Annotated in this window: 27 protein-coding genes; 13 read left to right on the top strand and 14 right to left on the bottom strand. The window is 30.6% G+C overall.

What is annotated here, in order from left to right; translation table 11 throughout:
- Window positions 1–55 precede the first annotated feature (55 nt).
- Window positions 56–397 carry a DUF2853 family protein gene (locus C8N27_RS09830; RefSeq protein WP_099216255.1) on the top strand — a complete coding sequence of 114 codons (342 nt, stop codon included), beginning with the start codon at window positions 56–58 and terminating at the stop codon, window positions 395–397.
- 89 nt (window positions 398–486) lie between these two features.
- Window positions 487–1,911, top strand: a complete 1,425-nt coding sequence (locus C8N27_RS09825; protein WP_121147212.1) for an L-serine ammonia-lyase — start codon at window positions 487–489, stop codon at window positions 1,909–1,911.
- Window positions 1,912–1,917: 6 nt separating this feature from the next.
- Here the strand turns inward: C8N27_RS09825 and C8N27_RS09820 are convergent, their stop codons facing one another.
- The 3 genes from C8N27_RS09820 to C8N27_RS09810 all read right to left on the bottom strand — a co-directional run bounded on the left by C8N27_RS09820 (window position 1,918) and on the right by C8N27_RS09810 (window position 4,185).
- The gene (locus C8N27_RS09820; protein ID WP_121147211.1) at window positions 1,918–2,556 is read right to left on the bottom strand and encodes a SanA/YdcF family protein; all 639 of its coding nucleotides are present in this window, start codon (window positions 2,554–2,556) and stop codon (window positions 1,918–1,920) included.
- The gene (gene yaaA / locus C8N27_RS09815; RefSeq protein ID WP_121147210.1) at window positions 2,557–3,315 is read right to left on the bottom strand and encodes a peroxide stress protein YaaA; all 759 of its coding nucleotides are present in this window, start codon (window positions 3,313–3,315) and stop codon (window positions 2,557–2,559) included.
- Between the two features lie 93 nt (window positions 3,316–3,408).
- Window positions 3,409–4,185, bottom strand: a complete 777-nt coding sequence (locus C8N27_RS09810) for an MBL fold metallo-hydrolase (protein ID WP_208639314.1) — start codon at window positions 4,183–4,185, stop codon at window positions 3,409–3,411.
- Between the two features lie 81 nt (window positions 4,186–4,266).
- Here C8N27_RS09810 and C8N27_RS09805 point away from each other — a divergent pair, with 81 nt between their 5' ends.
- The 4 genes from C8N27_RS09805 to C8N27_RS09790 all read left to right on the top strand — a co-directional run bounded on the left by C8N27_RS09805 (window position 4,267) and on the right by C8N27_RS09790 (window position 7,349).
- Window positions 4,267–5,709 (top strand): nicotinate-nucleotide adenylyltransferase, encoded by a 1,443-nt coding sequence (locus C8N27_RS09805; protein WP_099216260.1) that lies wholly within the window; start codon window positions 4,267–4,269, stop codon window positions 5,707–5,709.
- 63 nt (window positions 5,710–5,772) lie between these two features.
- A complete protein-coding gene (locus C8N27_RS09800) occupies window positions 5,773–6,318 on the top strand; it encodes an RNA polymerase sigma factor (protein ID WP_121147208.1) in 546 nt (181 codons plus the stop codon).
- 33 nt (window positions 6,319–6,351) lie between these two features.
- The gene (locus tag C8N27_RS09795; RefSeq protein ID WP_099216262.1) at window positions 6,352–6,888 is read left to right on the top strand and encodes a hypothetical protein; all 537 of its coding nucleotides are present in this window, start codon (window positions 6,352–6,354) and stop codon (window positions 6,886–6,888) included.
- The gene (locus tag C8N27_RS09790) at window positions 6,885–7,349 is read left to right on the top strand and encodes a sensor of ECF-type sigma factor (protein WP_147431716.1); all 465 of its coding nucleotides are present in this window, start codon (window positions 6,885–6,887) and stop codon (window positions 7,347–7,349) included. Before C8N27_RS09795 ends, C8N27_RS09790 begins: the two co-directional genes overlap by 4 nt.
- A 30-nt stretch (window positions 7,350–7,379) precedes the next feature.
- Here C8N27_RS09790 and C8N27_RS09785 read toward each other — a convergent pair whose 3' ends face one another.
- The 5 genes from C8N27_RS09785 to kdsB form a co-directional block, all read right to left on the bottom strand.
- On the bottom strand, window positions 7,380–7,577 hold the full coding sequence (locus tag C8N27_RS09785) for a hypothetical protein (RefSeq protein ID WP_047789135.1): 198 nt from the start codon (window positions 7,575–7,577) through the stop codon (window positions 7,380–7,382).
- Window positions 7,578–7,711: 134 nt separating this feature from the next.
- Window positions 7,712–7,978, bottom strand: a complete 267-nt coding sequence (locus C8N27_RS09780; RefSeq protein ID WP_099216264.1) for a hypothetical protein — start codon at window positions 7,976–7,978, stop codon at window positions 7,712–7,714.
- Window positions 7,979–8,001: 23 nt separating this feature from the next.
- Window positions 8,002–8,628 (bottom strand): chloramphenicol acetyltransferase, encoded by a 627-nt coding sequence (locus C8N27_RS09775; protein ID WP_099216265.1) that lies wholly within the window; start codon window positions 8,626–8,628, stop codon window positions 8,002–8,004.
- Window positions 8,629–9,315: an HAD family hydrolase gene (locus C8N27_RS09770; RefSeq protein ID WP_099216266.1), complete on the bottom strand. Its 687-nt coding sequence runs from the start codon at window positions 9,313–9,315 to the stop codon at window positions 8,629–8,631.
- Window positions 9,308–10,042 (bottom strand): 3-deoxy-manno-octulosonate cytidylyltransferase, encoded by a 735-nt coding sequence (gene kdsB / locus C8N27_RS09765; protein ID WP_121147206.1) that lies wholly within the window; start codon window positions 10,040–10,042, stop codon window positions 9,308–9,310. The genes C8N27_RS09770 and kdsB overlap by 8 nt, the downstream gene beginning before the upstream one ends.
- 488 nt (window positions 10,043–10,530) lie before the next feature.
- Here kdsB and C8N27_RS09760 point away from each other — a divergent pair, with 488 nt between their 5' ends.
- The gene (locus C8N27_RS09760) at window positions 10,531–10,884 is read left to right on the top strand and encodes a hypothetical protein (protein ID WP_121147205.1); all 354 of its coding nucleotides are present in this window, start codon (window positions 10,531–10,533) and stop codon (window positions 10,882–10,884) included.
- Between the two features lie 88 nt (window positions 10,885–10,972).
- Here C8N27_RS09760 and C8N27_RS09755 read toward each other — a convergent pair whose 3' ends face one another.
- From C8N27_RS09755 to idi, 3 genes are read right to left on the bottom strand one after another with little or no spacing between them, the layout of a single operon-like run.
- A complete protein-coding gene (locus C8N27_RS09755) occupies window positions 10,973–11,944 on the bottom strand; it encodes a type I phosphomannose isomerase catalytic subunit (RefSeq protein ID WP_121147204.1) in 972 nt (323 codons plus the stop codon).
- 3 nt (window positions 11,945–11,947) lie between these two features.
- Window positions 11,948–12,361: a 6-pyruvoyl trahydropterin synthase family protein gene (locus C8N27_RS09750; RefSeq protein WP_121147203.1), complete on the bottom strand. Its 414-nt coding sequence runs from the start codon at window positions 12,359–12,361 to the stop codon at window positions 11,948–11,950.
- A 1-nt stretch (window position 12,362) separates the two neighbouring features.
- Complete coding sequence (gene idi, locus C8N27_RS09745; RefSeq protein ID WP_121147202.1) at window positions 12,363–12,884, bottom strand: isopentenyl-diphosphate Delta-isomerase; 522 nt, start codon at window positions 12,882–12,884, stop codon at window positions 12,363–12,365.
- A gap of 108 nt (window positions 12,885–12,992) precedes the next feature.
- Between idi and C8N27_RS09740 the strand changes: the two genes are divergently transcribed.
- The 6 genes from C8N27_RS09740 to C8N27_RS09715 all read left to right on the top strand — a co-directional run bounded on the left by C8N27_RS09740 (window position 12,993) and on the right by C8N27_RS09715 (window position 20,048).
- Window positions 12,993–14,579 carry a peptide chain release factor 3 gene (locus C8N27_RS09740; RefSeq protein WP_121147201.1) on the top strand — a complete coding sequence of 529 codons (1,587 nt, stop codon included), beginning with the start codon at window positions 12,993–12,995 and terminating at the stop codon, window positions 14,577–14,579.
- Between the two features lie 109 nt (window positions 14,580–14,688).
- A complete protein-coding gene (locus C8N27_RS09735) occupies window positions 14,689–16,134 on the top strand; it encodes a hypothetical protein (protein ID WP_244174741.1) in 1,446 nt (481 codons plus the stop codon).
- A gap of 111 nt (window positions 16,135–16,245) precedes the next feature.
- Window positions 16,246–17,175 (top strand): peptidylprolyl isomerase, encoded by a 930-nt coding sequence (locus tag C8N27_RS09730; protein WP_121147200.1) that lies wholly within the window; start codon window positions 16,246–16,248, stop codon window positions 17,173–17,175.
- A gap of 196 nt (window positions 17,176–17,371) precedes the next feature.
- Window positions 17,372–18,040, top strand: coding sequence for an energy transducer TonB (locus C8N27_RS09725; RefSeq protein ID WP_167444742.1), 669 nt, complete (start codon window positions 17,372–17,374; stop codon window positions 18,038–18,040).
- Between the two features lie 73 nt (window positions 18,041–18,113).
- On the top strand, window positions 18,114–18,776 hold the full coding sequence (locus C8N27_RS09720) for an energy transducer TonB (RefSeq protein WP_121147198.1): 663 nt from the start codon (window positions 18,114–18,116) through the stop codon (window positions 18,774–18,776).
- Window positions 18,777–18,923: 147 nt separating this feature from the next.
- Window positions 18,924–20,048: an energy transducer TonB gene (locus C8N27_RS09715; RefSeq protein WP_121147197.1), complete on the top strand. Its 1,125-nt coding sequence runs from the start codon at window positions 18,924–18,926 to the stop codon at window positions 20,046–20,048.
- 303 nt (window positions 20,049–20,351) lie between these two features.
- Here C8N27_RS09715 and C8N27_RS09710 read toward each other — a convergent pair whose 3' ends face one another.
- From C8N27_RS09710 to C8N27_RS09705, 3 genes are all read right to left on the bottom strand, one after another.
- Complete coding sequence (locus C8N27_RS09710) at window positions 20,352–20,990, bottom strand: hypothetical protein (RefSeq protein ID WP_121147196.1); 639 nt, start codon at window positions 20,988–20,990, stop codon at window positions 20,352–20,354.
- 18 nt (window positions 20,991–21,008) lie between these two features.
- Complete coding sequence (locus C8N27_RS15795; protein ID WP_124591056.1) at window positions 21,009–21,215, bottom strand: hypothetical protein; 207 nt, start codon at window positions 21,213–21,215, stop codon at window positions 21,009–21,011.
- Between the two features lie 118 nt (window positions 21,216–21,333).
- Window positions 21,334–22,203, bottom strand: coding sequence for an OmpA family protein (locus tag C8N27_RS09705; protein ID WP_099216279.1), 870 nt, complete (start codon window positions 22,201–22,203; stop codon window positions 21,334–21,336).
- Window positions 22,204–22,285: the final 82 nt, after the last annotated feature.

Below are 22,285 nucleotides of genomic sequence, written 5' to 3'. Positions count from 1 at the left end.
ATTTTTCTATATTTGAAAGAACAAAAAATTAATATCTAATTTTAAACAAAAAATCATGAGTAAATTTGACGAAAAAGTAGCACTTTATAAAAAATTTATGGACGATAGAGATATTCGTTCTAACACTGATTTATTAACTGCTGTAACTAAAGGATTAGGACCTTCTATTTATAAAAATGATGCTGAAACAGTATCAGGTAGTGATCCTAAAGAACTAGAAACAGTTAAGAAAAACTTTTTAATGAAAAAATTAGGTTTAGCTGATGGACCTGAATTAGATAAGGCTATTGGAGAAGTGATGGAGAGAATTGGAAAGTCTGAAAGAAATAAATATCGTGCAGTTGTATACTACATGTTAGTTAAGAAATTTGATAAAGAGTCTGTTTACGGAATGTAATAATATTCTTTTAAGAAATATAAGTCCTGTATTTAAGTTTTAAATACAGGACTTTTTTTATTTTAGCCACCAACAAACAACTTATATTTATGTCGCAATTTATTAGCGTTTTTGATATGCTTAAAATTGGGGTGGGACCTTCTAGCTCCCATACCTTAGGTCCTTGGAGAGCCGCCCAACAGTGGATACAAAAATTAAAAGAAACGAATGAATTTCTTTTAATCGAAGAAATAAAGGTAGACTTGTATGGTTCTCTTTCTTTAACTGGTAAAGGGCATGCGACAGATTTAGCTGTTTTATTAGGTTTAAGTGGTGCTGATCCGGAATATATCCCTATTGAAACAATCGATGTTATTATTAGCGATATTCAAACCAAAGAGCTTTTATTTTTTAATAATGAAAGAAATATTGCTTTTACCAATGGCTCAGTAACATTCAATAAGGAGTTTTTACCTTTTCATGCCAATGGAATGACTTTTAGAGGATTTGCTAACGGTGTAGAGATTTCTACGGAAACATACTATTCTATTGGTGGAGGTTTTATTGTACAAGAAGATGATAATCTTGCTGAAGATATTGAAATTAATAAACAAAATTTTCCATTTCCAATCAACAGAGCTACTGAGCTTGAAACCTATTGTGAAAAGGAAGGGTTAAATATTTCTGATATTGTTTACCAAAACGAACTTGTAATTAATTCTGTGGAGGAAATTGACAAAGAATTATACCGTATTTGGAATACAATGTTAGAGTGTATGTACATAGGTTGTCATACTCAAGGAATTTTACCTGGCGGATTAAATGTAAAGCGACGTGCATTTGAAACACACCAAAAACTTATTAAAGATGCTCAATACGCTAATCAACAAGAATGGATTACTGCTATTAGAGGCACCGAAGTTAAGTTTCGTGAAATTTTAAAATGGGTAAGTTGTTTAGCCTTATCTGTTAACGAGGTAAACGCTGCTTTAGGTAGAGTTGTTACCGCTCCTACTAATGGAAGTGCTGGAGTTATTCCTGCTGTAATAATGTATTACTTAGTAATAGAAAACCACGATGCTACTTTTGAGCATGTTAAAAAATTCTTACTTGTTGCTGGAGAAATAGGAAGTATCTTTAAGAAGAATGCTACAATTTCTGCAGCTATGGGTGGTTGTCAAGCTGAAATTGGTGTATCTTCTGCCATGGCCGCTGCTGCATTAACAGAATTATTAGGCGGAACCCCATCACAATGCTTAGTTGCTGCTGAAATTGCTATGGAACATCATTTAGGTCTTACATGTGATCCTATTGGCGGATTAGTACAAGTACCTTGTATTGAGCGTAACGCTATGGGAGCCATTAAAGCTATTAACGCTGCTGAATTAGCTTTAGAAACAAACCCAAAAGACTCTAAGGTACCTTTAGACAAAGTAGTTGATACCATGTGGGAAACAGCTAAAGATATGAATAGGAATTATAAAGAAACTTCAGAAGGAGGTTTGGCCGTAACTGTACGATTAGCGGACTGTTAATCTCTACTATTTTATCTGTATTGGTTCTCCTAAAAATTTAGGTTCTATATTAAAAAGGATATCAATAAAAACTTTTACTCTAGCTAAGTACTCTCTTAGCTGGACTTTTATTGCTTTTTTGCCTGAAACTCCTTTAGCATTATATCCTATTGCGTCAATCTCAAAATGGTTTGCTAAATATAAAGCTCTTTCATTATGAAACTGTTGAGATATGATAGTTACTGAAGTTTGCCCGAAAATTTCTTTAATTCTTACTACCGAATCTAAAGTTCTAAAACCAGCATAATCTAAATAGATTTTATCCTCAGGAATTCCTGCTTTAATCAAATCATTTTTAAAATCGGTTGGTTCATCATATCCTTCAGACCCATTATCACCACTTACTAAAATAAAATCAATCTTCTTTGCTTTATATAACTCCACAGCAGCATTCAATCGAAATTGATAGTACAAATTCACTCTACCATCAGATAAATACTTTACCGTACCTAATAACAATCCTACTTTGTTTTTAGGAATTGTTTCAGTAGTATTAAATAGTTTTTCTTCCGAATTTTTAATTATTACTTTATTTGATGTGTAAATAGTAATAACAATTAATAAACAACTTAAAAGAAAAAGAATAGCAACTTTTTTTCGTTTCATTTATCTTGTGAAAACTAATTCTGTTTCAGTAGACATTTCTTCAGAAAAACCATATCCTTCCACATCAAAACCTTTCAGCTCTTCTATAGTTTCTACATTATTATCTATAATGTAACGCACCATTAATCCACGAGCTTTTTTAGCAAATGTCATAATAGTTTTATACTGTCCGTTTTTAAAATCTTTAAAAACTGGAGTTATCATAGGTACTTTTAATGCTTTTTTAGGAAGTGCTTTAAAATACTCTGTGCTTGCTAAGTTGATTAACAACTCCCCCTCTTCTAACTCTTCATTTAGTGACTCAGCTAATGTAGTATCCCAGAACTTATATAAGTTTTCTCTTCTTCCTACTTTTAACTTAGTTCCCATTTCCAAACGATATGGCTGAATTAAATCTAAAGGTTTTAGTAAACCATACAGCCCTGATAAAATTCTCAACTTGTCTTGTAAAACAGGAATCTTATCTTCTGAAATTGAATTAGCATCAATCCCTCTATATACTTCTCCTGTAAATGCAAACACTGCTTGTTTAGCATTATCTAAAGAAAAAGGAGGTTGCCAATCTTGATTTCTGTCATAATTTAAACTTGCTAAATCATCAGAAATCTTCATTAACTCACTCAATTTTTTTCTTGATAGTGTTTTTAACTTCTTATTTATTTTTTCAGATTGCTCTAAAAACCTAGGTTGTGTATATACATCGGTAGTTGCTTTGTTTTCAAAGTCTAACGATTTTGCTGGCGATATAATAATTTTCATGCTATAAAATTTAAAGTAAAAATAAGAAGCTATTTTAAAATCATCAATTACTTCAGGTAATTTATATTGATTTTATTATTGATATTTTTAATACTAAACTTGTAATCCGTCATAAGCTAAAAACACATTCTCAGGTAACTCTTTTTCAACCTCATCATGTAACCCCAAAAGCTCACTAATATGGGTTAGATATGCTTTCTTAGGTTTAATCTCTTCTATAAAACTTAATGATTCTTCTAAATTAAAATGTGTTTTATGTGGCTCTTTTCGCAAACCTGTAACAATTAAAACATCTAAATCATTTAGTTTTTCTTTCTCTTCTTTAGAAATAGTTTTAATATCAGTTATATAAGCTACATTATTAAAACGGTATCCGAGAATTGGCAAATTACCATGCATTACTTCAATTGGAGTTACCTCTACTCCATCTAACTCAAAACTTTTTTTATGTGATATAATGGTTGGAGCTACACTTGGTGCACTTGGATATCGGTTTTCAGTTGCGAATATATAATCGTATCGCTTTTGTAAAACTCCCAGTACTCTTTCTGTTAAATAAATAGGTACTGGACCTATTTGAAAACAATACGGCCTTATTTCATCTAAACCTGCTATATGATCTGCATGTTCATGTGTAAATAAAATTCCGTTGATTGACGCCACTTCTTCACGCATCATTTGCTGACGAAAATCAGGTCCGCAATCAATCACATAATTAATATCATTCCATGAAACCAACACCGAAGATCGTAATCTTTTGTCTTTCGGGTTTTTAGATAAAGCTACAGGATGTTTACTTGTAATCATTGGAACTCCAGTAGAAGTTCCTGTTCCTAAAAAAGTTATTTTTACTTGATTTTTTTTCTTCATTTTCACTACAAAAATACAACAAAAATTGTCTGTTCGTTTGTAATTTCAGTACATTTGTACTACGTAACTAAAAATAACAAAATGGCAATTACGTTAAAAGGAGATCAAAAGATAAGTACTGTACCAACTACTAAAATGAAGTCGTTAAAAATTAATTTAAACGCTCATATATATGGAACTTTTGCAGAAATTGGAGCTGGTCAAGAAACTGTTCGTAATTTTTTTAGAGCTGGTGGAGCTTCTGGTACAATAGCAAAAGCTATGAGTGCTTATGACAAAGACTTTTCTGATGCCATTTATGGAGTTGAAAAAGACAATCGTTATGTTACTGAACCTCGATTAAAAAAGATGCTAAAGCATGAAATGGATTTAATTGAGGAGCGTCTTGATCGTCAAAAGCATCCTGATAAATTATTTTTTAGTTATGCTAACACGGTAGCAACCATTAACTTTACTAAGAAATTTAAAGGTCATGGTTGGGTTGGTATTCGTTTTCAGTTAGATCCATTAGAAGATTACAACGAAATTGTTTTACACCTTCGTTTTAAAGAAACTGATGCTCGTCAGCAACAAGAAACGTTAGGTGTTTTAGGTGTAAACTTAATTTATGGAGCTTACTACTTAAATGACAATCCAAAAGACTTATTAAAGTCTTTTTACGACAACATTGATAAAGACCGTTTAGAGATTGATATGATTAACTTCTCTGGTCCTCGATTTATGTATGTTGATAATCGTTTAATGAGTTTACAACTTGTTAAAAATGGGATGACTAATGCTGTAATGTTTGGTCCTGATGGAAACAACTTATTACCAGCACAAGTACTTTATAAAAAGAATATCTTAGCACTTCGTGGTAGCTACAGACCTGTTACCAAGGTAAATATGGATATGTTTGAACGTGCTAAACAATTATTCTTTGACGAGAATAAAGTAGACCCAAAAAAGACAAAAATTATTTTTGAGATTACCTTGAGTAACCTTCGTGCCGAAGGAGAAATTAATGAACGTGACTTTTTAGATAGAGCTGAACTTTTATGTTCTCTTGGTCAAAATGTTATGATTACCAACTATCAAGAGTACTTCAAGCTAGTAGAATACTTTAGTGAATATACTAAAGAACGTATGGGACTTGCTATGGGAGTTTACAACCTGATTCAAATTTTTGATGAAAAATACTACCGTGATTTAAGTGGTGGTATTTTAGAAGCTTTTGGTAAACTTTTCTATAGAGATTTAAAGGTATATATGTATCCTTATAAAAATGAGGAAACAGGTGAATATATAACTAGCGAAAACCTTAAAGTACATCCAAGAATGAAAGAACTTTATAAGTTCTTTAAAAATAATGGTCGTTTAATTGATATTAAAGATTTCAACCCTAACATCTTACATATTTTTTCTAGAAAAGTTTTAAAGAAAATAAAAAATGGAGAAGAAGGATGGGAAGAAATGCTTCCTAAAGGAGTTTCTGAAACTATCAAGGAAAAACGTTTATTTGGGTGTACAAAAAGAATTAAGTAATCTTTTTACACCTCTTTTTAAACCTTTTATTATCTTTAAAGTCTAACAGCTAAACAGTTTTAGTTGATTGACGAAATTACACTTATAGATCAATTACAGCAGTCTACAACCAAAGAGATTGCTTTTAAAAGCCTTGTATCTCAATATAAAGAGCGATTGTATTGGCATATACGAAAAATTGTAATTTCTCATGAAGATGCTGATGATGTTTTACAAAATACTTTTATAAAAGTTTTTAAAAATATTGATCATTTTAAAAGGGACAGTAAACTGTTTTCTTGGATGTATAGAATAGCTACTAACGAAGCTATAACCTTCATCAATAAAAAAGCTAAAGAAAAAAACATACATATTTCTGATTATCAACTACAAATAACCTCTACGCTAGATAGCGATTATTGGTTTTCTGGTGATGAAATTCAGCTTATTTTGCAAAAAGCAATTGCTACATTACCTCAAAAACAACAATTAGTATTTAACATGAAGTACTTTGATACAATGAAATATGAAGAAATTTCTGAGATACTCGACACCTCAGTTGGAGCTTTAAAAGCCTCGTATCATATAGCTGCAAAAAAAATAGAACATTTTATAAAGAACTATAATTAAACCTTTTACAAAAACAATAGTCTTACTAGGGTAATGAATGAAAAATTAAAACATACTATAAATTTTATAAACCAACAGGTTGGCAAAGATTGTGGTTTTTCTACTCCTCAAAACTATTTTGAAGAAGTTGAAGAAACAATTAACACTTCCGTATTTATAGATAGTTTACCCAAAAAGAAAGCATTTAGTGCCCCTGACGGTTATCTTGATACGATTGAAGCTAAAATACAATCAAAATTAGAAACAGAACAAACTACAGAAACTAAAGTAATTTCTTTACGTAAAAGAATTCTACAATATATTCCTGTAGCAGCAGCGGCTTCAGTTTTGCTTTTTATTGGTATTAATTATTTTAATACTCAAAAAATTACTTTTGAAGATATTACTATTACTGATATAGAATCTTGGTATGAAAATGGATATGGTGACATTGACAACAGCGAACTTGCAGTAACAATAAACACTTCAGAACTAGAAGAAGATATATTTGCTTCTATTAGCGATGAAACACTAGAAGATTACCTAGATTCTGTTGACATACCTACACTTATAAACGAAATAGAACAATGATGAAGAAACACTTACTTATATTATTAGTAGCTTTTACTTCTTTTTTTTCTGTTCAATCACAGACTAAAAAGGGAAACTATGAAAAAATTAAAGCTTTTAAAGTAGCTTTTCTTTCTGAAAAGTTAAACCTAACGGAAGAGGAAGCTGATAAGTTCTGGCCATTATACAATGTGTACGATAAAAAAATGGTTGAGCTTCATAAAGCAGAACGTTACAGTATAAAAAAGAAAATACTTAGTTGTGGAGGAATTGATAGCTTAACCGATAAAGAATCAAAAGAAATTGTCAATAAAATTAAGTCTGTTTCAAAAGAACAATATGAAACTAAAACTAATTTTTATGATAACCTTTCTACCTTTTTATCAGATAAAAAAATCCTCACTTTAGAGGTGGCTGAACACGAATTTCACCGAAAGCTTATAAAAAAGCTAAAAGGTGAAAAAAGGAAACATCGAAAATAAAAAAAGGAAGCTTATAAAGCTTCCTTTTTTTTACTTATCGACTAAGGCTAAGCAAACATATAAATCTGGTTTATTAGCCGTAAATTGTTTTAGCCAAATAGTTAGTTCATCTATTTCATAAGGTAGTAATCTACCTAAAGCTTTTTCAAGCTCTTTACAAAATAAATCAGCGTTAAAACTAACCTTTTGAAGTACAGTTTTCGTGTACTCGTACATAGCTCTTGCCATATTTATTGGGGTTATCTGTTATTAAATACTGAACGTAATTTACGAAATTTTATTCCATTCTTAGTGTTAAAATTTATCAAAAAAAAAGCGAGACTTAAATAAGTCTCGCTTTTTAAACATATAATTTATAGTATTTATAAACTATTTACTTTTTCTATTAAAGCGTTTGCTCTTGACTCTAACTCAGCATTTACTGATTTGTAGTGAGCCTTTTTATCTTCAACATTTTTTGCGTTTACTTTTGCAATTAAATCATCAAAAGTTACAATAACTTCATCTACGATAGCATTTGCTTTAGCTTTATCAGCTTCAGGATCTAATTCTGTAGCTATTTGACAAATACTAATAATGTCTCCTAATGTATAGTTAATATCTTTTTTTAAATTTTTTATGCTTGCCATAATTATAAATATTTAGTGCAAAATTAATCGATTTTATCTAATTCTTGTTGAAATTTTTCAAAAAACTGCCCAACATGATATCCATCCACCAAAGCGTGGTTTACATTTACTGCTACTGGCATTAACATTTTATCATTTTCATGCTTTATTTTACCAAAAGCCAATTGAGGAACGCTATCATTTTTATTTCCTGAAAATGGTTCTTTATGACCTGTAAAACTTACCCAAGGAATTGCTGAAGAGTGTATACATCCTAACGAATATCTAATAGGTAATAAATTAGTAGTATTTTGTATTCGTTCTTTTTCTTCTAGATAACTTTGGTTAAACGTTTCAAAATCTTCAGAATAATCAAAATAAGAAAAACCAAATGTTGTATCTGTTCTTGCTACGGTTGTTGATGCATTAATTACATCATAAATTGTAACTTTATCTCCTTCTATTCTGTATTTAAAGTTTTCAACGGCATTTATAGCTCTCATACAAGCATGAAAATACCGAACAAAAAAGGATTGGTTTTTATCTTTTGCCGATTGATAAGTTTTAGACACATCTACATCTGCTACTAAACCAAAAGTTGGATCTGCTAAAGCCCTAAAATGTTTAAAAAGTTCTTTTCTATTCCAGTTTTCAATATCTAGATATCTCATCTATAAAAACTTTAATACATCTGTAATATTAGACACTGTTTTATAAGCATCCGATTTTTGTTCTTCATTTACTTCTTCGTGCGCCCATGTTGTATGAAATGGAACATGAATTGCAGTAGCTCCTATTTCAATTAACGGCAACACATCAGATTTTAATGAGTTTCCTATCATTAAAAACTCCGAAGGATTAATATCTAACCGTTTTACTAGTTTTTTATAATCGGCTTTTTTCTTCTCACTCATTACTTCTGTGTGGTGAAAATATTTTAAGATTCCTGATTTTGCTAACTTACGCTCTTGATCTAACAAATCTCCTTTTGTTGCTACAATTAACTTGTACTTTCCGTGTAACTCTTGTAGAACCTCTTCTACCCCATCTAACAACTCTATTGGCTTTTCTAACATCTCTTTTCCTATCTCTAAAATTGCTTCCATTTTCTTTGGACTGATTTTATAGTTAGAAATCTCTAAAGCACATTCAACCATAGACAACATAAAACCTTTTACTCCATAGCCATATATTTTAAGGTTTTCTATTTCCTTTTTAAATAATTCTTGATGAATTTTATTTTCTGTTTCATAATCAGACAATAATTGAGCAAAATCATCTTCTGCATCACGAAAGTAAGTCTCGTTTACCCAAAGAGTATCGTCGGCATCAAAGGATATAATTTTAATGTTATTCATTTTCTAATAATTTTATAGCTTTTTCTAAGTCTTCAGGAGTATCAATTCCAATACTTTCTACTGAAGTTTCAATCATTTTAATTTTTTTTCCTACTTCTAAATAGCGAATACATTCAATTTTTTCAGCAGCCTCAATTGGAGTCATAGGTGTGTGGTAAAAATCAATTAATGCTTCTTTTCTGAATGCATAAACTCCCTTATGCTTGTAGTAATTAACAGCTACTTCTTTATCTCGATGATACGGAATTACACTTCTTGAAAAGTAAATAGCAAAATCATTCATATCAGTAATTACCTTTACGTTATTAGAGTTTTGAATATCTTCCTCATCCGTCATTTTTACTTTTAGCGATGCTAAATCAATTTCCTTTTGAATATCAGATTTAAAAACACTAATTAATTTTGATAATGAAACTGTATCAATAAAAGGCTCATCTCCTTGTACGTTTACCACGATATCTACGTCTAAGTTTTCAACCGCTTCAGCAATTCTATCAGAACCACATTCGTGTTCCTTTTTACTCATTAACACCTTACCTCCTACCTTTTCTATAGAGTTATAAATTACTTCAGAGTCTGTTACTACATACACTTCATCAAACAAATCAGCTTTTACCGCAGCCTCATAAGTTCTTACAATTACAGGTTTTCCGCCTAAATCTTTCATTAATTTTCCTGGAAAACGTGATGCACTATAACGTGCAGGAATCATTGCTATTATCTTCATAAATAATCATAAGTGTTTACGTATCAAAGATACATATTTATACTACTACTATAAAAACTGATAAAGCTCACATTGATAAAACTTTAACATTAAATACTTTTTGATTTTATTCAATTATTAAAAACTTTTACTATTTTTGGATCATTATGAAGGCGCTTTTAGGCACATACACGTTTATTTTTAACACAATCAATTCGATTATGTGTAATGCCCACATGCATAAACAATATGTATATTTAACTAAAAGCACCCAAAGAAATAGATTTAAACATCGATTTTAAATAATCAATTTTTATAAAACTTAACCAAGGTGCTTTTTAAAAAAAGCACCTTTTTTTATTTACCAATATTTTAAATTTTAAACATTATGAACACTTTTAAGTATCGAAATTCAATTAGAAAACACGTAGCCTCAACAGTAATGTACTCAGTACAAAATCCATTTTACAGAGATCCGGAATTACTAATACTTAATCCTTAAAATTATCATGAAAACATTAAACATCACTTCAAACAATAAGTCTAACCAATTTATAGTTAACAAAAAACAAGTTAGTAAAAACAAAGTGCTAAAAGCTTCAGTTTTATATGATAAAATTGAATCTAGCGCGAACACTTCTTTAGACTTTTATCCAGATTCTTCTAATTTTAGTTTTAACAGCATCGAATTTGATCTGTTAGGCAATGCCTACCTTAATGATAAGCTTGTTATCAAAAATAATATTAAAAAATTGAGTGATACTGAAATTATTTTCAATATAACAGTATCTAAAAAAGAAGAAAAGAAACAAAATATTATTTGTACAGCTACTTTTGGCTATACTATTAAAAAAGCATCTTAATTATTCCTAAAAATTGATTTTACAATCAATTGAGCAATCGTTAAGTTAGTTTGGTTTGTTTATAAGCTTAGGAGATTTTCTCTTAAGCTTATTTTATATACGTTTCTAATAATTCTGAAGAACCTTCTGATAAAATTTCTACTTTGTCAATACATGCTGGTACCAAGATTGTTTCTCCTTTTCTTATAATTTCTTGTTGATTATTATAAAAAAATGTTACTTCTCCTTCCACACACATGTATATTATAAAACTATCTTTTCTTGATAAATCAACTTCTTTCTTTCCTTTTACAGGAAGGATATTCGTTGTAAAATAAGGGCATGTAACTACCTGGCTTGCTACATTCTCTTGTTTCGAGTAAGTTGTTTTATAAGTATTCTTAGCTGAAAAATCTATTGTTTTTAATGCTTTTTCTGTATGTAATTCTCGGTAATTACCATCAATATCTTTTCTATCCCAATCATAAATACGATAAGTAATATCTGAAGTTTGCTGTATTTCCGCAATCAATAAACCTGCTCCAATAGCATGCACTCTACCTGGAGGTACAAAATATACATCTCCTTTAGTTACTTTATCAACATTTAATATGCTTAAAAGTGTTTTATTATCAAGATGCTGTATGTATTCTTCTTTACTTGAATTTTCTTTGAACCCTATTATAATACTAGCCTCTTCATCTGCTTGCATTACATACCACATTTCGGTCTTTCCATAAGACTCTTGAAGTCCTGCTAAATCATCATCAGGATGTACTTGAATACTTAGTACTTCTTTAGCATCTATAAACTTTATTAACAGCGGAAACTGTTTTCCAAAAGTTTTATAAACATAATTACCTACTAAATCGTACTTATATTCTTTTAAAAGACTTCTTAATGTCCTCCCTTTTAGGTTACCATTACTAACGATTGATTCATCTCCATCTACATCAGAAATCTCCCAACTCTCACCAATATTGGATCCGTCTGAGTTTTTATGAAATAGTTGGTTTAGTTTTTTTCCTCCCCAAATTTTTCGTTTTAAAATTGGAGTAAATCGTAGTAATTGGTTTATCATAGATTATGCACCTCTATAAGTTACGTAGTTTCTTGGAGTTTCGTATAATGTAACTTCTAAGTCTAATTTTTCAGGAATACTTACACGTAATTTATTATAAATTACTACAGATATATTTTCTACTGTAGGATTAATGCTTTTAAACTCTTCAACTTCAATATTTAAGTTTTTATGATCTAAAACATCTTCAACCTTCAACTTAATTAAATCTTTCAGTTTACCTAAATCATACACATAACCTGTTTCTTGATCTATCTCACCAGTTAATGAAACAATTAACTCATAATTATGACCATGATAATTAGGATTGCTACATTTACCAAAAACCTCATGATTTTTCTCGTCAGACCATTTAGGATTAAATAACCTGTGTGCAGCATTAAAATGTGCTTTTCTATGAACAGTTACTTTAGGCATATTAAATATACTTAGATATTTTATCGTAAGATTCTTTAAAAATTATTTTAAACCAAGCTGTATATTCTTCTGGATGATTTTCTATATCATTTTTCACCTCTTCTAAAGGCATCCATTTATATGAAGCTACTTCTTCTGGGTTTACAATAGGTTCGTCGTTAAATCTACCAATCATTACATGATCATATTCATGTTCTGTCAAACCATTATCAAATGGTGCTTTATAGATAAAAGAAAACACCTCTTCTAACTCACAAGAAAATCCCATTTCCTCTTGTAGCCTACGTTTTCCAGCCTCTATATTCGACTCTCCATCTCTTTGGTGTGAACAACAAGTATTTGTCCATAATAAAGGTGAATGATATTTTTCAGCAGCACGTTGTTGCAACATCAATTCATTTTTATCATTAAAAACAAATACCGAAAATGCCCTGTGTAGTAAAGCTTTTTCATGTGCCTCAATCTTTTCCATTAATCCTATCGGATTGTCTTGCTGATCAACTAAAATTACTTGCTCTTTCATCTAGAAAATTTACGAAAAGCAAACTTACGAAATTGAGACCAGTTCAACAATTAAAACCTTTTGAACAGTTCGCTTTAAAATGTATCTTTGCAACCTTAAAATTTATAGATGAGTTTTTTAGAAGAAATACAGAAGAGACGTACATTCGGAATTATATCACATCCCGATGCTGGTAAAACTACCCTAACTGAAAAGTTATTACTTTTTGGTGGAGCAATTCAAGAAGCTGGTGCGGTAAAAAATAACAAAATTAAAAAGGGAGCTACTTCCGATTTTATGGAAATTGAACGCCAACGTGGTATCTCGGTAGCCACTTCTGTATTAGCTTTCATTTATAAAGACAAGAAAATAAACATTCTTGATACACCTGGTCACAAGGATTTTGCTGAAGATACCTTTAGAACTTTAACTGCGGTTGATAGTGTTATTGTAGTTATTGATGTTGCAAAAGGGGTTGAGGAACAAACCGAAAAATTAGTAGAGGTTTGTCGTATGCGTAAAATTCCGATGATTGTTTTTATCAACAAATTAGATCGTGAAGGTAAAGATGCTTTTGACTTATTAGATGAAGTTGAGCAAAAATTAGGTTTAAAAGTAACTCCTTTAAGTTTCCCTATCGGAATGGGATACGACTTTAAAGGAATTTATAATATTTGGGAAAAGAAACTAAATATATTTTCTGGAGACAATAAACAAACCATTTCTGAAGGTGTTGAATTTGATGATATAGATAATCCTGAGCTAGATAAAATTGTTGGAGAAAATTCTGCAAATACACTTCGTGAGGAATTAGAATTAGTAAATGAAGTATACCCAGAGTTTGATCAAGAAGCTTATGTAAATGGAGATTTACAGCCTGTTTTCTTTGGTTCCGCTTTAAACAACTTTGGAGTGAAGGAATTATTAGATTGCTTTATTGATATTGCTCCAAACCCACAACCAAAACAAGCAGAAGAACGTTTAGTTGATTCAAAAGAAGAAAAACTAACTGGATTCGTATTTAAGATTCATGCAAATATGGATCCTAAACACCGTGATCGTTTAGCTTTCGTGAAGATTGTTTCTGGAACTTTTAAAAGAAATACCCCTTACTTACATGTTCGTAATGGTAAGAAAGTAAAATTTTCTAGCCCTAATGCATTTTTTGCTGAAAAGAAAGAAATCGTTGAAGAATCTTTCCCTGGAGATATTGTTGGTTTACACGATACAGGAAACTTTAAAATTGGAGATACCTTAACTGAAGGAGAGCAATTAAACTTCAAAGGAATTCCTAGTTTCTCTCCAGAACATTTCCGTTATGTAAACAATGCTGACCCAATGAAAGCTAAACAATTATACAAAGGTTTAGATCAACTAATGGACGAAGGAGTTGCGCAGTTATTTACAATGGAAATGAATGGAAGAAGAATTATTGGTACTGTAGGAGCTTTACAGTATGAGGTAATTCAGTATCGTTTAGAGCATGAATATGGAGCTAAATGTTCTTATGAAAATATTGCTGTACACAAAGCCTGTTGGGTTGAACCAGAAGACCCTAAAAATGAAGAATTCAAAGAGTTTAAACGTGTAAAACAACGTTATTTAGCTAAAGACAAACAAGGTCAGTTAGTATTTTTAGCCGACTCTCCTTTTACAATTCAAATGACACAAAGTAAATACCCTACGGTAAAATTACATTTCACTAGTGAATTCTAAAAAACACTACATAGTATTTTTTCTTTTCTCTTTTTTCTCTTTTTCCTCAATACACGGTCAAGAGAGTTTATCGAGTTTACAGGGAAAAGAATTACACAATAAAGTTCGGTTGAATTTTATTCCTGTTGAAATGCCTACGGATGAATTTCCTAGCTTAAAACCAACGATGGGACTAACTGGTTTACACTACCAAATTCCTATTAACGATTGGCTATACGGTGGAGCTGGATTCCATTTTGCAGTAACTGGAGATCAAGGTGGATTATTTACCTTAGGAGCTGAATTGGGAATAAATAAACAACTATACAAAAATTTATATATTGATGCCAACTTCCACTTCGGTGGAGGTGGCGGATATCGTTACTTGGTAAACGATGGCGGATTTATCAATCCTAATGTAGGATTGCAATATAAAAAGAATGATTATTCCTTTGGAATACAATATAGTCACGTTAACTTTTTATCAGGAGAAATAAAGAGTAATTCAGTTTCATTCTTTGTAGAAATACCAAGTATTTTACGTTTTACTGACTACGATAAAGCGCATCAAAAATTTGTAGCGGACAACCTTTCTCCAGATAGTTTTTGGAGCAAACCTGCAGTAAAAAATGTACAACAAGTCCGTTTTGATTTCTTTAAACCTATTGGTAATTCTAGGAAAGATGACGCCAATAATCAAGAACCTCTTACAGAAACATTATATGTTATCGGTTTTGAGTATCAAAAATATTTGAACGAAAACACCTTCTTATTTGCTCATACTGATGCTATTTATAAAGGTTTACGCGCTGGTTTTATGGATTTATTTGTTGGTGCGGGATATCATCCGTATCAATCAAAATACATTAATATCTTCGGGAAATTAGGAGTTGGTGCTGCTGGTGGTCGTGTGGCTCCTGAAGGCGGATTGATGATTTACCCTTCTGCAGGTATCGATTTAAAGATATTTAAAAATATTGCTATTAGTGGCCATGGAGGTTACTATCGTGCTATAGCTGGTGATTTAGAAGCATATACCTTCGGTTTTGGATTAAAATACTTCGGATTAAACGGCGGAGTATCTTCTGAAGAAAATAACACTTACAATACAAAAGGGTTACGTTTTGAAGTACAAAATCAAAGTTATTTTGATGTTGCTAAAACAGATGACCTTTTAAACGCTACTGAAATTGACTTGCAATTAATTGGTTTTAAAGTTAATTATGACTTGAATCATTCATTGTATGTTGCAGGAGAAGCTGGTTTTGCTTACGATGGTCGTTCTGGTGGTTATGCTCACGGATTAGTTGGCGGTGGTATATACAGTCCTTATTTTTTTAATAATAAAGCGCGTGGTTTTATAGAAATTATGGCTGGTGCTGGTGGAGGTGCTGGTGTAGATACTGACGAAGGAATTATAATTCGTCCTACAATTGGGTTGAGTTACGATATAGTTAACCATGTTTCTATAATTGCTTCTGGGGGTAGATATAATTCTCCTTTCGGTAATGTCAATTCAAACAACATTAACATAGGTTTAAGCTTTAACCTTTCAACTTTATCAGTAAAAAACTAACTTTGTCATTGCTAAGAAAAACAATGATTTAGCTATTTTAATAATTTAAGATTCTTTTTTTCCTAAATTTTGGATATAGGAATCGTACATATATAAATAAACAAGAGAAAAATGGATAACGGAATTTATGCAAAGTTCATCACTCCAAAAGGTGATATTTTAGTAAACTTAGAATATGAAAAAACTCCTGGAACTGTAGGTAACTTTGTTGCTTTAGCAGAAGGTAACTTAGAAAACTCAGCAAAACCACAAGGAACTCCTTATTACAACGGTTTAAAGTTTCACCGTGTAATTGCTGACTTTATGATTCAAGGTGGTTGCCCTCAAGGAACAGGTACAGGAAACCCTGGTTATAAATTTGATGATGAGATTCACCCTGAATTAAAGCACGATGCTCCAGGAAAATTATCAATGGCTAATGCAGGACCTGGAACAAACGGTTCTCAATTTTTTATTACACATGTTGCTACTCCTTGGTTAGACGGTAAGCATACTGTTTTTGGTAGTGTTGTAGAAGGACAAGATGTTGTTGATGCGATTGCTCAAGACGATACTATGGATGTAGAAATTATACGTGTTGGTGATGCTGCTGAAGCTTTTAATGCAGTAGAAGCTTTTAGAACTTTTGAAGGAGCTCGTGAAAAACGTGAAGCTGAAGCAAAAGCTAAACAAAAAGAATTATTAGATCAAGTAGCTGCTGGGTACGATGAAACTCCAAGCGGATTACGTTATAAAATCTTACAAAACGGAGACGGAAAACAAGCTACTAAAGGAGCTATGGTTTCTGTACACTACAAAGGTCAGTTATTAGACGGAACTGTATTTGATTCATCATACAAACGTAAACAACCTATCGATTTTGCTATCGGTGTCGGTCAAGTAATCCCTGGTTGGGATGAAGGTATTCAATTGTTAAAAGTTGGTGACAAAGCTCGTTTAGTAATTCCTTCAGACTTAGCATATGGTGCACAAGGTGCTGGTGGTGTAATTCCTCCTAATGCAACCTTAATTTTTGATGTAGAGTTAATGAATGTAAAGTAGTAACATACAATATATTATATAATTAGTAAAGCCTTCATAATTTATGGAGGCTTTTTTATGCTCTAATTTCACTTAATATTTATTTAATATTCATAACATTAAAGAACATATTACTTAATAGATTTATCATAATTACTTAAGAGCAAAAGAGTAAAAAAGAATGATTTTTACGTCAACAAACAAGCTCTTTAGTCCTATGAAAACAATTTTACTTTTTTTAACATTTCTTATTACATCGTCTATTACAGTAATAGCGCAAGAAGTATGTACAACAAAAGAAGACAATACTATTGATTTAAATATTATAAGTGTAAACAAATGCAATATTGTTAATGAAAAGCAAAATCCAAGAGAAAGAACTACAAAAACACTAATTGTTAGAAATAGGATAAAAAAAACAAGAAAATTACCACAAAAAAGTCAATCAAGCTTAAATGCTTCTTCTAAAATTTCTATTACTACGACAACTAATGATTTATCAATAAAAAACTCTTTAAAATCTCAAACTAAAGAAGTTTTATTCTCTGTAGTTGAAGAAGTTCCGTTATTTCCTAAATGTAAAAATAGCTCTAACGAAAAAGCAAAAAAATGTTTTAAAGACAGTATGCAAAAGCATTTTTCAAAGAATTATTTTCCTGAAGTCTTCTCAGAAGAAGGTATACATGGTAGAATTTTAATTCAATTTACTATAGACATTTATGGTAATCCAAAAAACATTCAAGTAGTTAGTTCTAAACCAAGTAAAGTTATTACTAATGAGATTAATCGAATCATCAACAAACTACCTCAGTTAGAATCTGGTAAAGAAAAAGGAATTCCTGTGGATGTTACTTACTCTTTCCCTATAAATTTAATCTTAAATTAATATAAGATATTTATCTAGGTTTTCAGATAATTTTATTTTCGTGCTCCTTAAAATTCCTCTTTAACACACACAAATGAAACATATCTTTACCTTTTTTTTATTTTCAATATCATTTTCTTATTCTCAAGAAAAATGTGAAACTCCTAATGAAAATTACCAAGACCTGAATACTATTAGCATTACCAAATGTTCTATAGAAGATGTAAAAGAAGCTCTAGAAACAGAAAAAACTAAAGAGATTTCGACAAGAAAAAGACATCGTAAACTTAGAAAAGCAAATGCTATTTCAACTAAATCAAATAAAGTTGAAGAAATTAAAAGTAAAAACACTCTTGTTCAAAAGTTAAATATAAAAGAAGATATTCTAACTTCTCTAGATAAGATTCCTTTTCACTTAGTTGAACAAATACCTCTATTTGACGAGTGTAAAAAAACTCCTATTTTACAACAATCAAAGTGTTTTGAAAAAGAAATGATAAAACACATTGTTAGAAATTTTGATTACCCAAAGGAAGCTTTAAGAAAAAAAATTGAAGGAAAAATTCTGGTACAATTTACTATTGACAAGGAAGGAAATGTTGTTGATATTAAGAAAAAAGGACCTAAAAACAGTGATCTTTTAAAAAAGGAGGCACATAGACTAATTGCTTCTCTTCCTCACTTTATCCCTGGTAGTCATAAGGGTAGTTTTGTGAATGTAAAGTATGCTCTCCCCATAATTTTTAAAGTTCCATAAAACTAATTTTATTCATTATTATTTCTGTAAATAATACTTTAGTTAACTGAATAACAGAATAAATTTGTTATATTCTATTTTTTATTTATATTTACAGCGTTAGTTAACGTTTAATTAACTTCACCAAACACTTAAAATTAGAGCACAATGATTAAAAAACTCCCCTTAGTAGTAGCTGCAATGCTACTTTCTTTAGCGGCTGTAGGACAGGAAGTATGTACTACTCCAGATGAACAAATAGCCGATCCAAACAGTATCACAAAATGTGCAATCGAAGACACCGATAATGGTGCAAAAAAGCAACTATCTATTGAAGTCTCTACCAGAAGACGTGTTGTTCGTAAGAACAAAGAAGCGGTTTCTGCTATTGGAGGTATTAATTCTTCACAAAAGGTAGCTGATATTAAAAAGAAAACTTTATTAATTGGTAAACTTGAATTAGAAGATAACTCTTCTACTATCGAAAAAATTCCTTTTAATTTAGTAGAAGAAATTCCTTTGTTTAGTAAATGTAACAATGTTCCATTAATTAAGCAGGCAAAGTGTTTTGAAACTAATATGACTAAACACATTATTAATAACTTTAACTATCCGAAAGAAGCTATTGATGCTGGAATACAAGGAAGAGTTTTAGTTCAATTTACTATAAACGAGCAAGGAAATGTTGAAGACATTCTAATGCGTGGACCTAAAGGTGGTGAATCTTTAGAGAAGGAAGCTGAAAGAATCATTAATGATCTTCCTAAGTTTATTCCTGGGAAACATAATGGTAGAACTGTAAAAGTAAAATATGGAGTTCCTATTACTTTTAAAGCTCCTGGTGCAACTAATAATAATTCATCAAGATCTACAAAAAAGGTTGTTGCTAAAAAAAGTTCTAACGTTGTTAAAAAGGAGAAAGTTATTACTGATTTTGTAAAGTTTGTGGAAGTACAAAGTATTCCTCAATTTAAAGCTTGTACAAAAGTTCCTGATATGCAAAAATTAACATGTTTCAACGAAAGAATGGTTAGCCATATTCAAAGAAACTTTAACTATCCAGCGGCAGCAGCTCAACAAAACATTGAAGGTAGAGTTTGGGTACGTTTTATAATTGACAAAAAAGGAGAAGTGACTAACATTAAAATGAAAGGTCCTGAGAATGGTCAGTTATTAGAGCAAGAGGCTAAAAGAATGGTTTCTAAATTACCTAAATTTGTTCCTGGAGAACATAATGGTAAGACAGCTAATGTTGAATACTACATTCCTGTTAACTTCAAATTACATGAATAACAACTCTTAAAAGTGTTTATATAAGAAAAGCTTCTAAATTAATTTAGAAGCTTTTTCTTTTTTATACTAATAGTTTTACAATACTATTTAGCCTACTTCAACTTATATTTTATATCAATGTAACTGCATATGATATAGCTTTAACACAAATAAATTACAAGCATACTTACTTTTAAGCAATAGTTGAATACAAGATGGTATGAACCACAATATTTAAATAAAAAATTAAAATCGACTCATTTAAAACAAAAAAAGAGATAGTTAATGACTACCTCTTTTTATTACTACAATTTAATTTTATTACTATTTCTTATCTTCTGGAAATAATATTTTCTTTAGAGCTTCTTTCTCTTTTTTAACTTTTTCTTTTTGCTCTTGAATCTTTTTATCTAACTCACTAAGTCTTTCATTAGCTTTGCGAACTACTTCTTCCTTTTCTTTAGCTTCTTCATCAGAGATTTCTTTATTCTCTTTAGCTTCTTTTATTCTCTCTTGAGCTTTTTTAACCTTTTCTCTTCCTCTATTTAAAACACCTTCACTGTCACGAATGTTTTTTTCTTGCTCTTCAATTCTCTGCTTAGCTTCATTTGATCTCATTTTACCAAATTCTCTCCCGCTCATACCATTCTTATCTCGACCATAGGCATTACCTTTCCCTTTATTCTCCTTATCTGCCTTTGAATCTTTTCTTTGTTTTTTATCCTTTTTTTCTTTCAGCTCTTTTTTCTTCTTCATTTCTTGAGCTTTGTCTTTCCCTTTTTCTTTTACTTTTTCTACTTCTTGCTCAAGTTCTTCTTTTACTTCTTTGGCTTTATCCTTTCCTTTTTGCTTTACCTCTACACTTTTTTCTTTTCCTTTACCCTTTCCTTGTGCAAATGTTTGTTGAGTTCCTATAAAGGCAAAAAGCATTACAATTGATGCTATAAGTTTTATATTTTTCATAATGATTCAGTTTTATATTTATATACTATCTATTTCTTGCAACTGCTCCTCAAGCTTCTTAGTTGCTTCATTTAATTTATCGATACCAGCTTTTACTTCATTTTCAATAGAGTCTATTTTTTTTATAGCTGCTTCAATTTTCTGTTTTTCTTCTTGTTCTTTCTTTTTATCTGTACAAGAAATCATAAAAAGAATTCCGAATGTTAAAATCAATAGTTTTTTCATAATTTAATTAATAGGTTAATATATATTTAAGACACTTAAACTACTACAAAGTCACTGTGAACTATAGTTAGTTAAGCAAAAAGCCAGCATAATGCTGGCTCTTGTTGTTTTAAAATGATTAAGGCTTGATATTTTCTTCTTCAGCCAATAAACCAAAAAATTTATCTAAATTTGGTAAGATTACAATTCTAGTTCTTCTGTTTCTAGCTCTATTAGCAGCTGAACTATTTTCTACAAGTGGTACTGAACTACCTCTTCCAGATGCAATCAACCTACTAGGGTCTACCTTGTATTTTTTCTCTAAAAGTCTAACAATAGATGTTGCTCTTTTTACACTTAAATCCCAGTTATCTTCAACAACTTCATTATGAATTGGTCTTGAATCTGTATGACCTTCAATCATAACATCCATACTTGGCTCAGAGTTAATTACATCAGCTAATTTTTTTATTAGTTTATGTGCATTTCTTTTAACCCTGTAACTTGCTGTATTGAATAACATTTTATCTGAAACAGAAATCATCACAACAGTTTGGTCAATATCAATATTCACATCTTCATCGTTTTCTAACTCTGATGTATTTATTGATTTTTTAAGGTTATGAGCAATCGCCACATTCATAGAATCTTTTAACGTTTTAGCGTTTGCTAACTCAGCTGGATCAACGTTTTTAAGCGTTTCTCTCATTTTTTCTTTTACAGAATTAGAAATTACAGCTGACTTACCAACCATGTCTAACTTAACGTTATTTTCTTCATGGAGTGATTCATTTACACTTTTTAATGAATTAATCTTGTCATTGTAGTCATCAACTCTCTTTTCAATTTTAGCAAACTTAGCTTCAAGTTGCTCCTTTTCTAGAGTTGTTTTTTGTAAATTTCCTCTTGTATCATTGTACTTCTGTTCTAACTCAACATACTTCTTTTTTGATACACAAGACGTCATTGTTAAAGCCAATAACGCTAAAGGAATAAATAGTTTTTTCATAATTAATAATAATGATAATAAGTTAATGTAACCTTATAACTTAATTTTTTCTATAATATTATACTTGTGTATAATAAAAAAA

It is taken from the genome of Tenacibaculum discolor, assembly GCF_003664185.1.
Classification (GTDB): Bacteria; Bacteroidota; Bacteroidia; order Flavobacteriales; family Flavobacteriaceae; genus Polaribacter; species Polaribacter discolor.
This window is presented reverse-complemented; position numbering and strand designations above follow the sequence as displayed.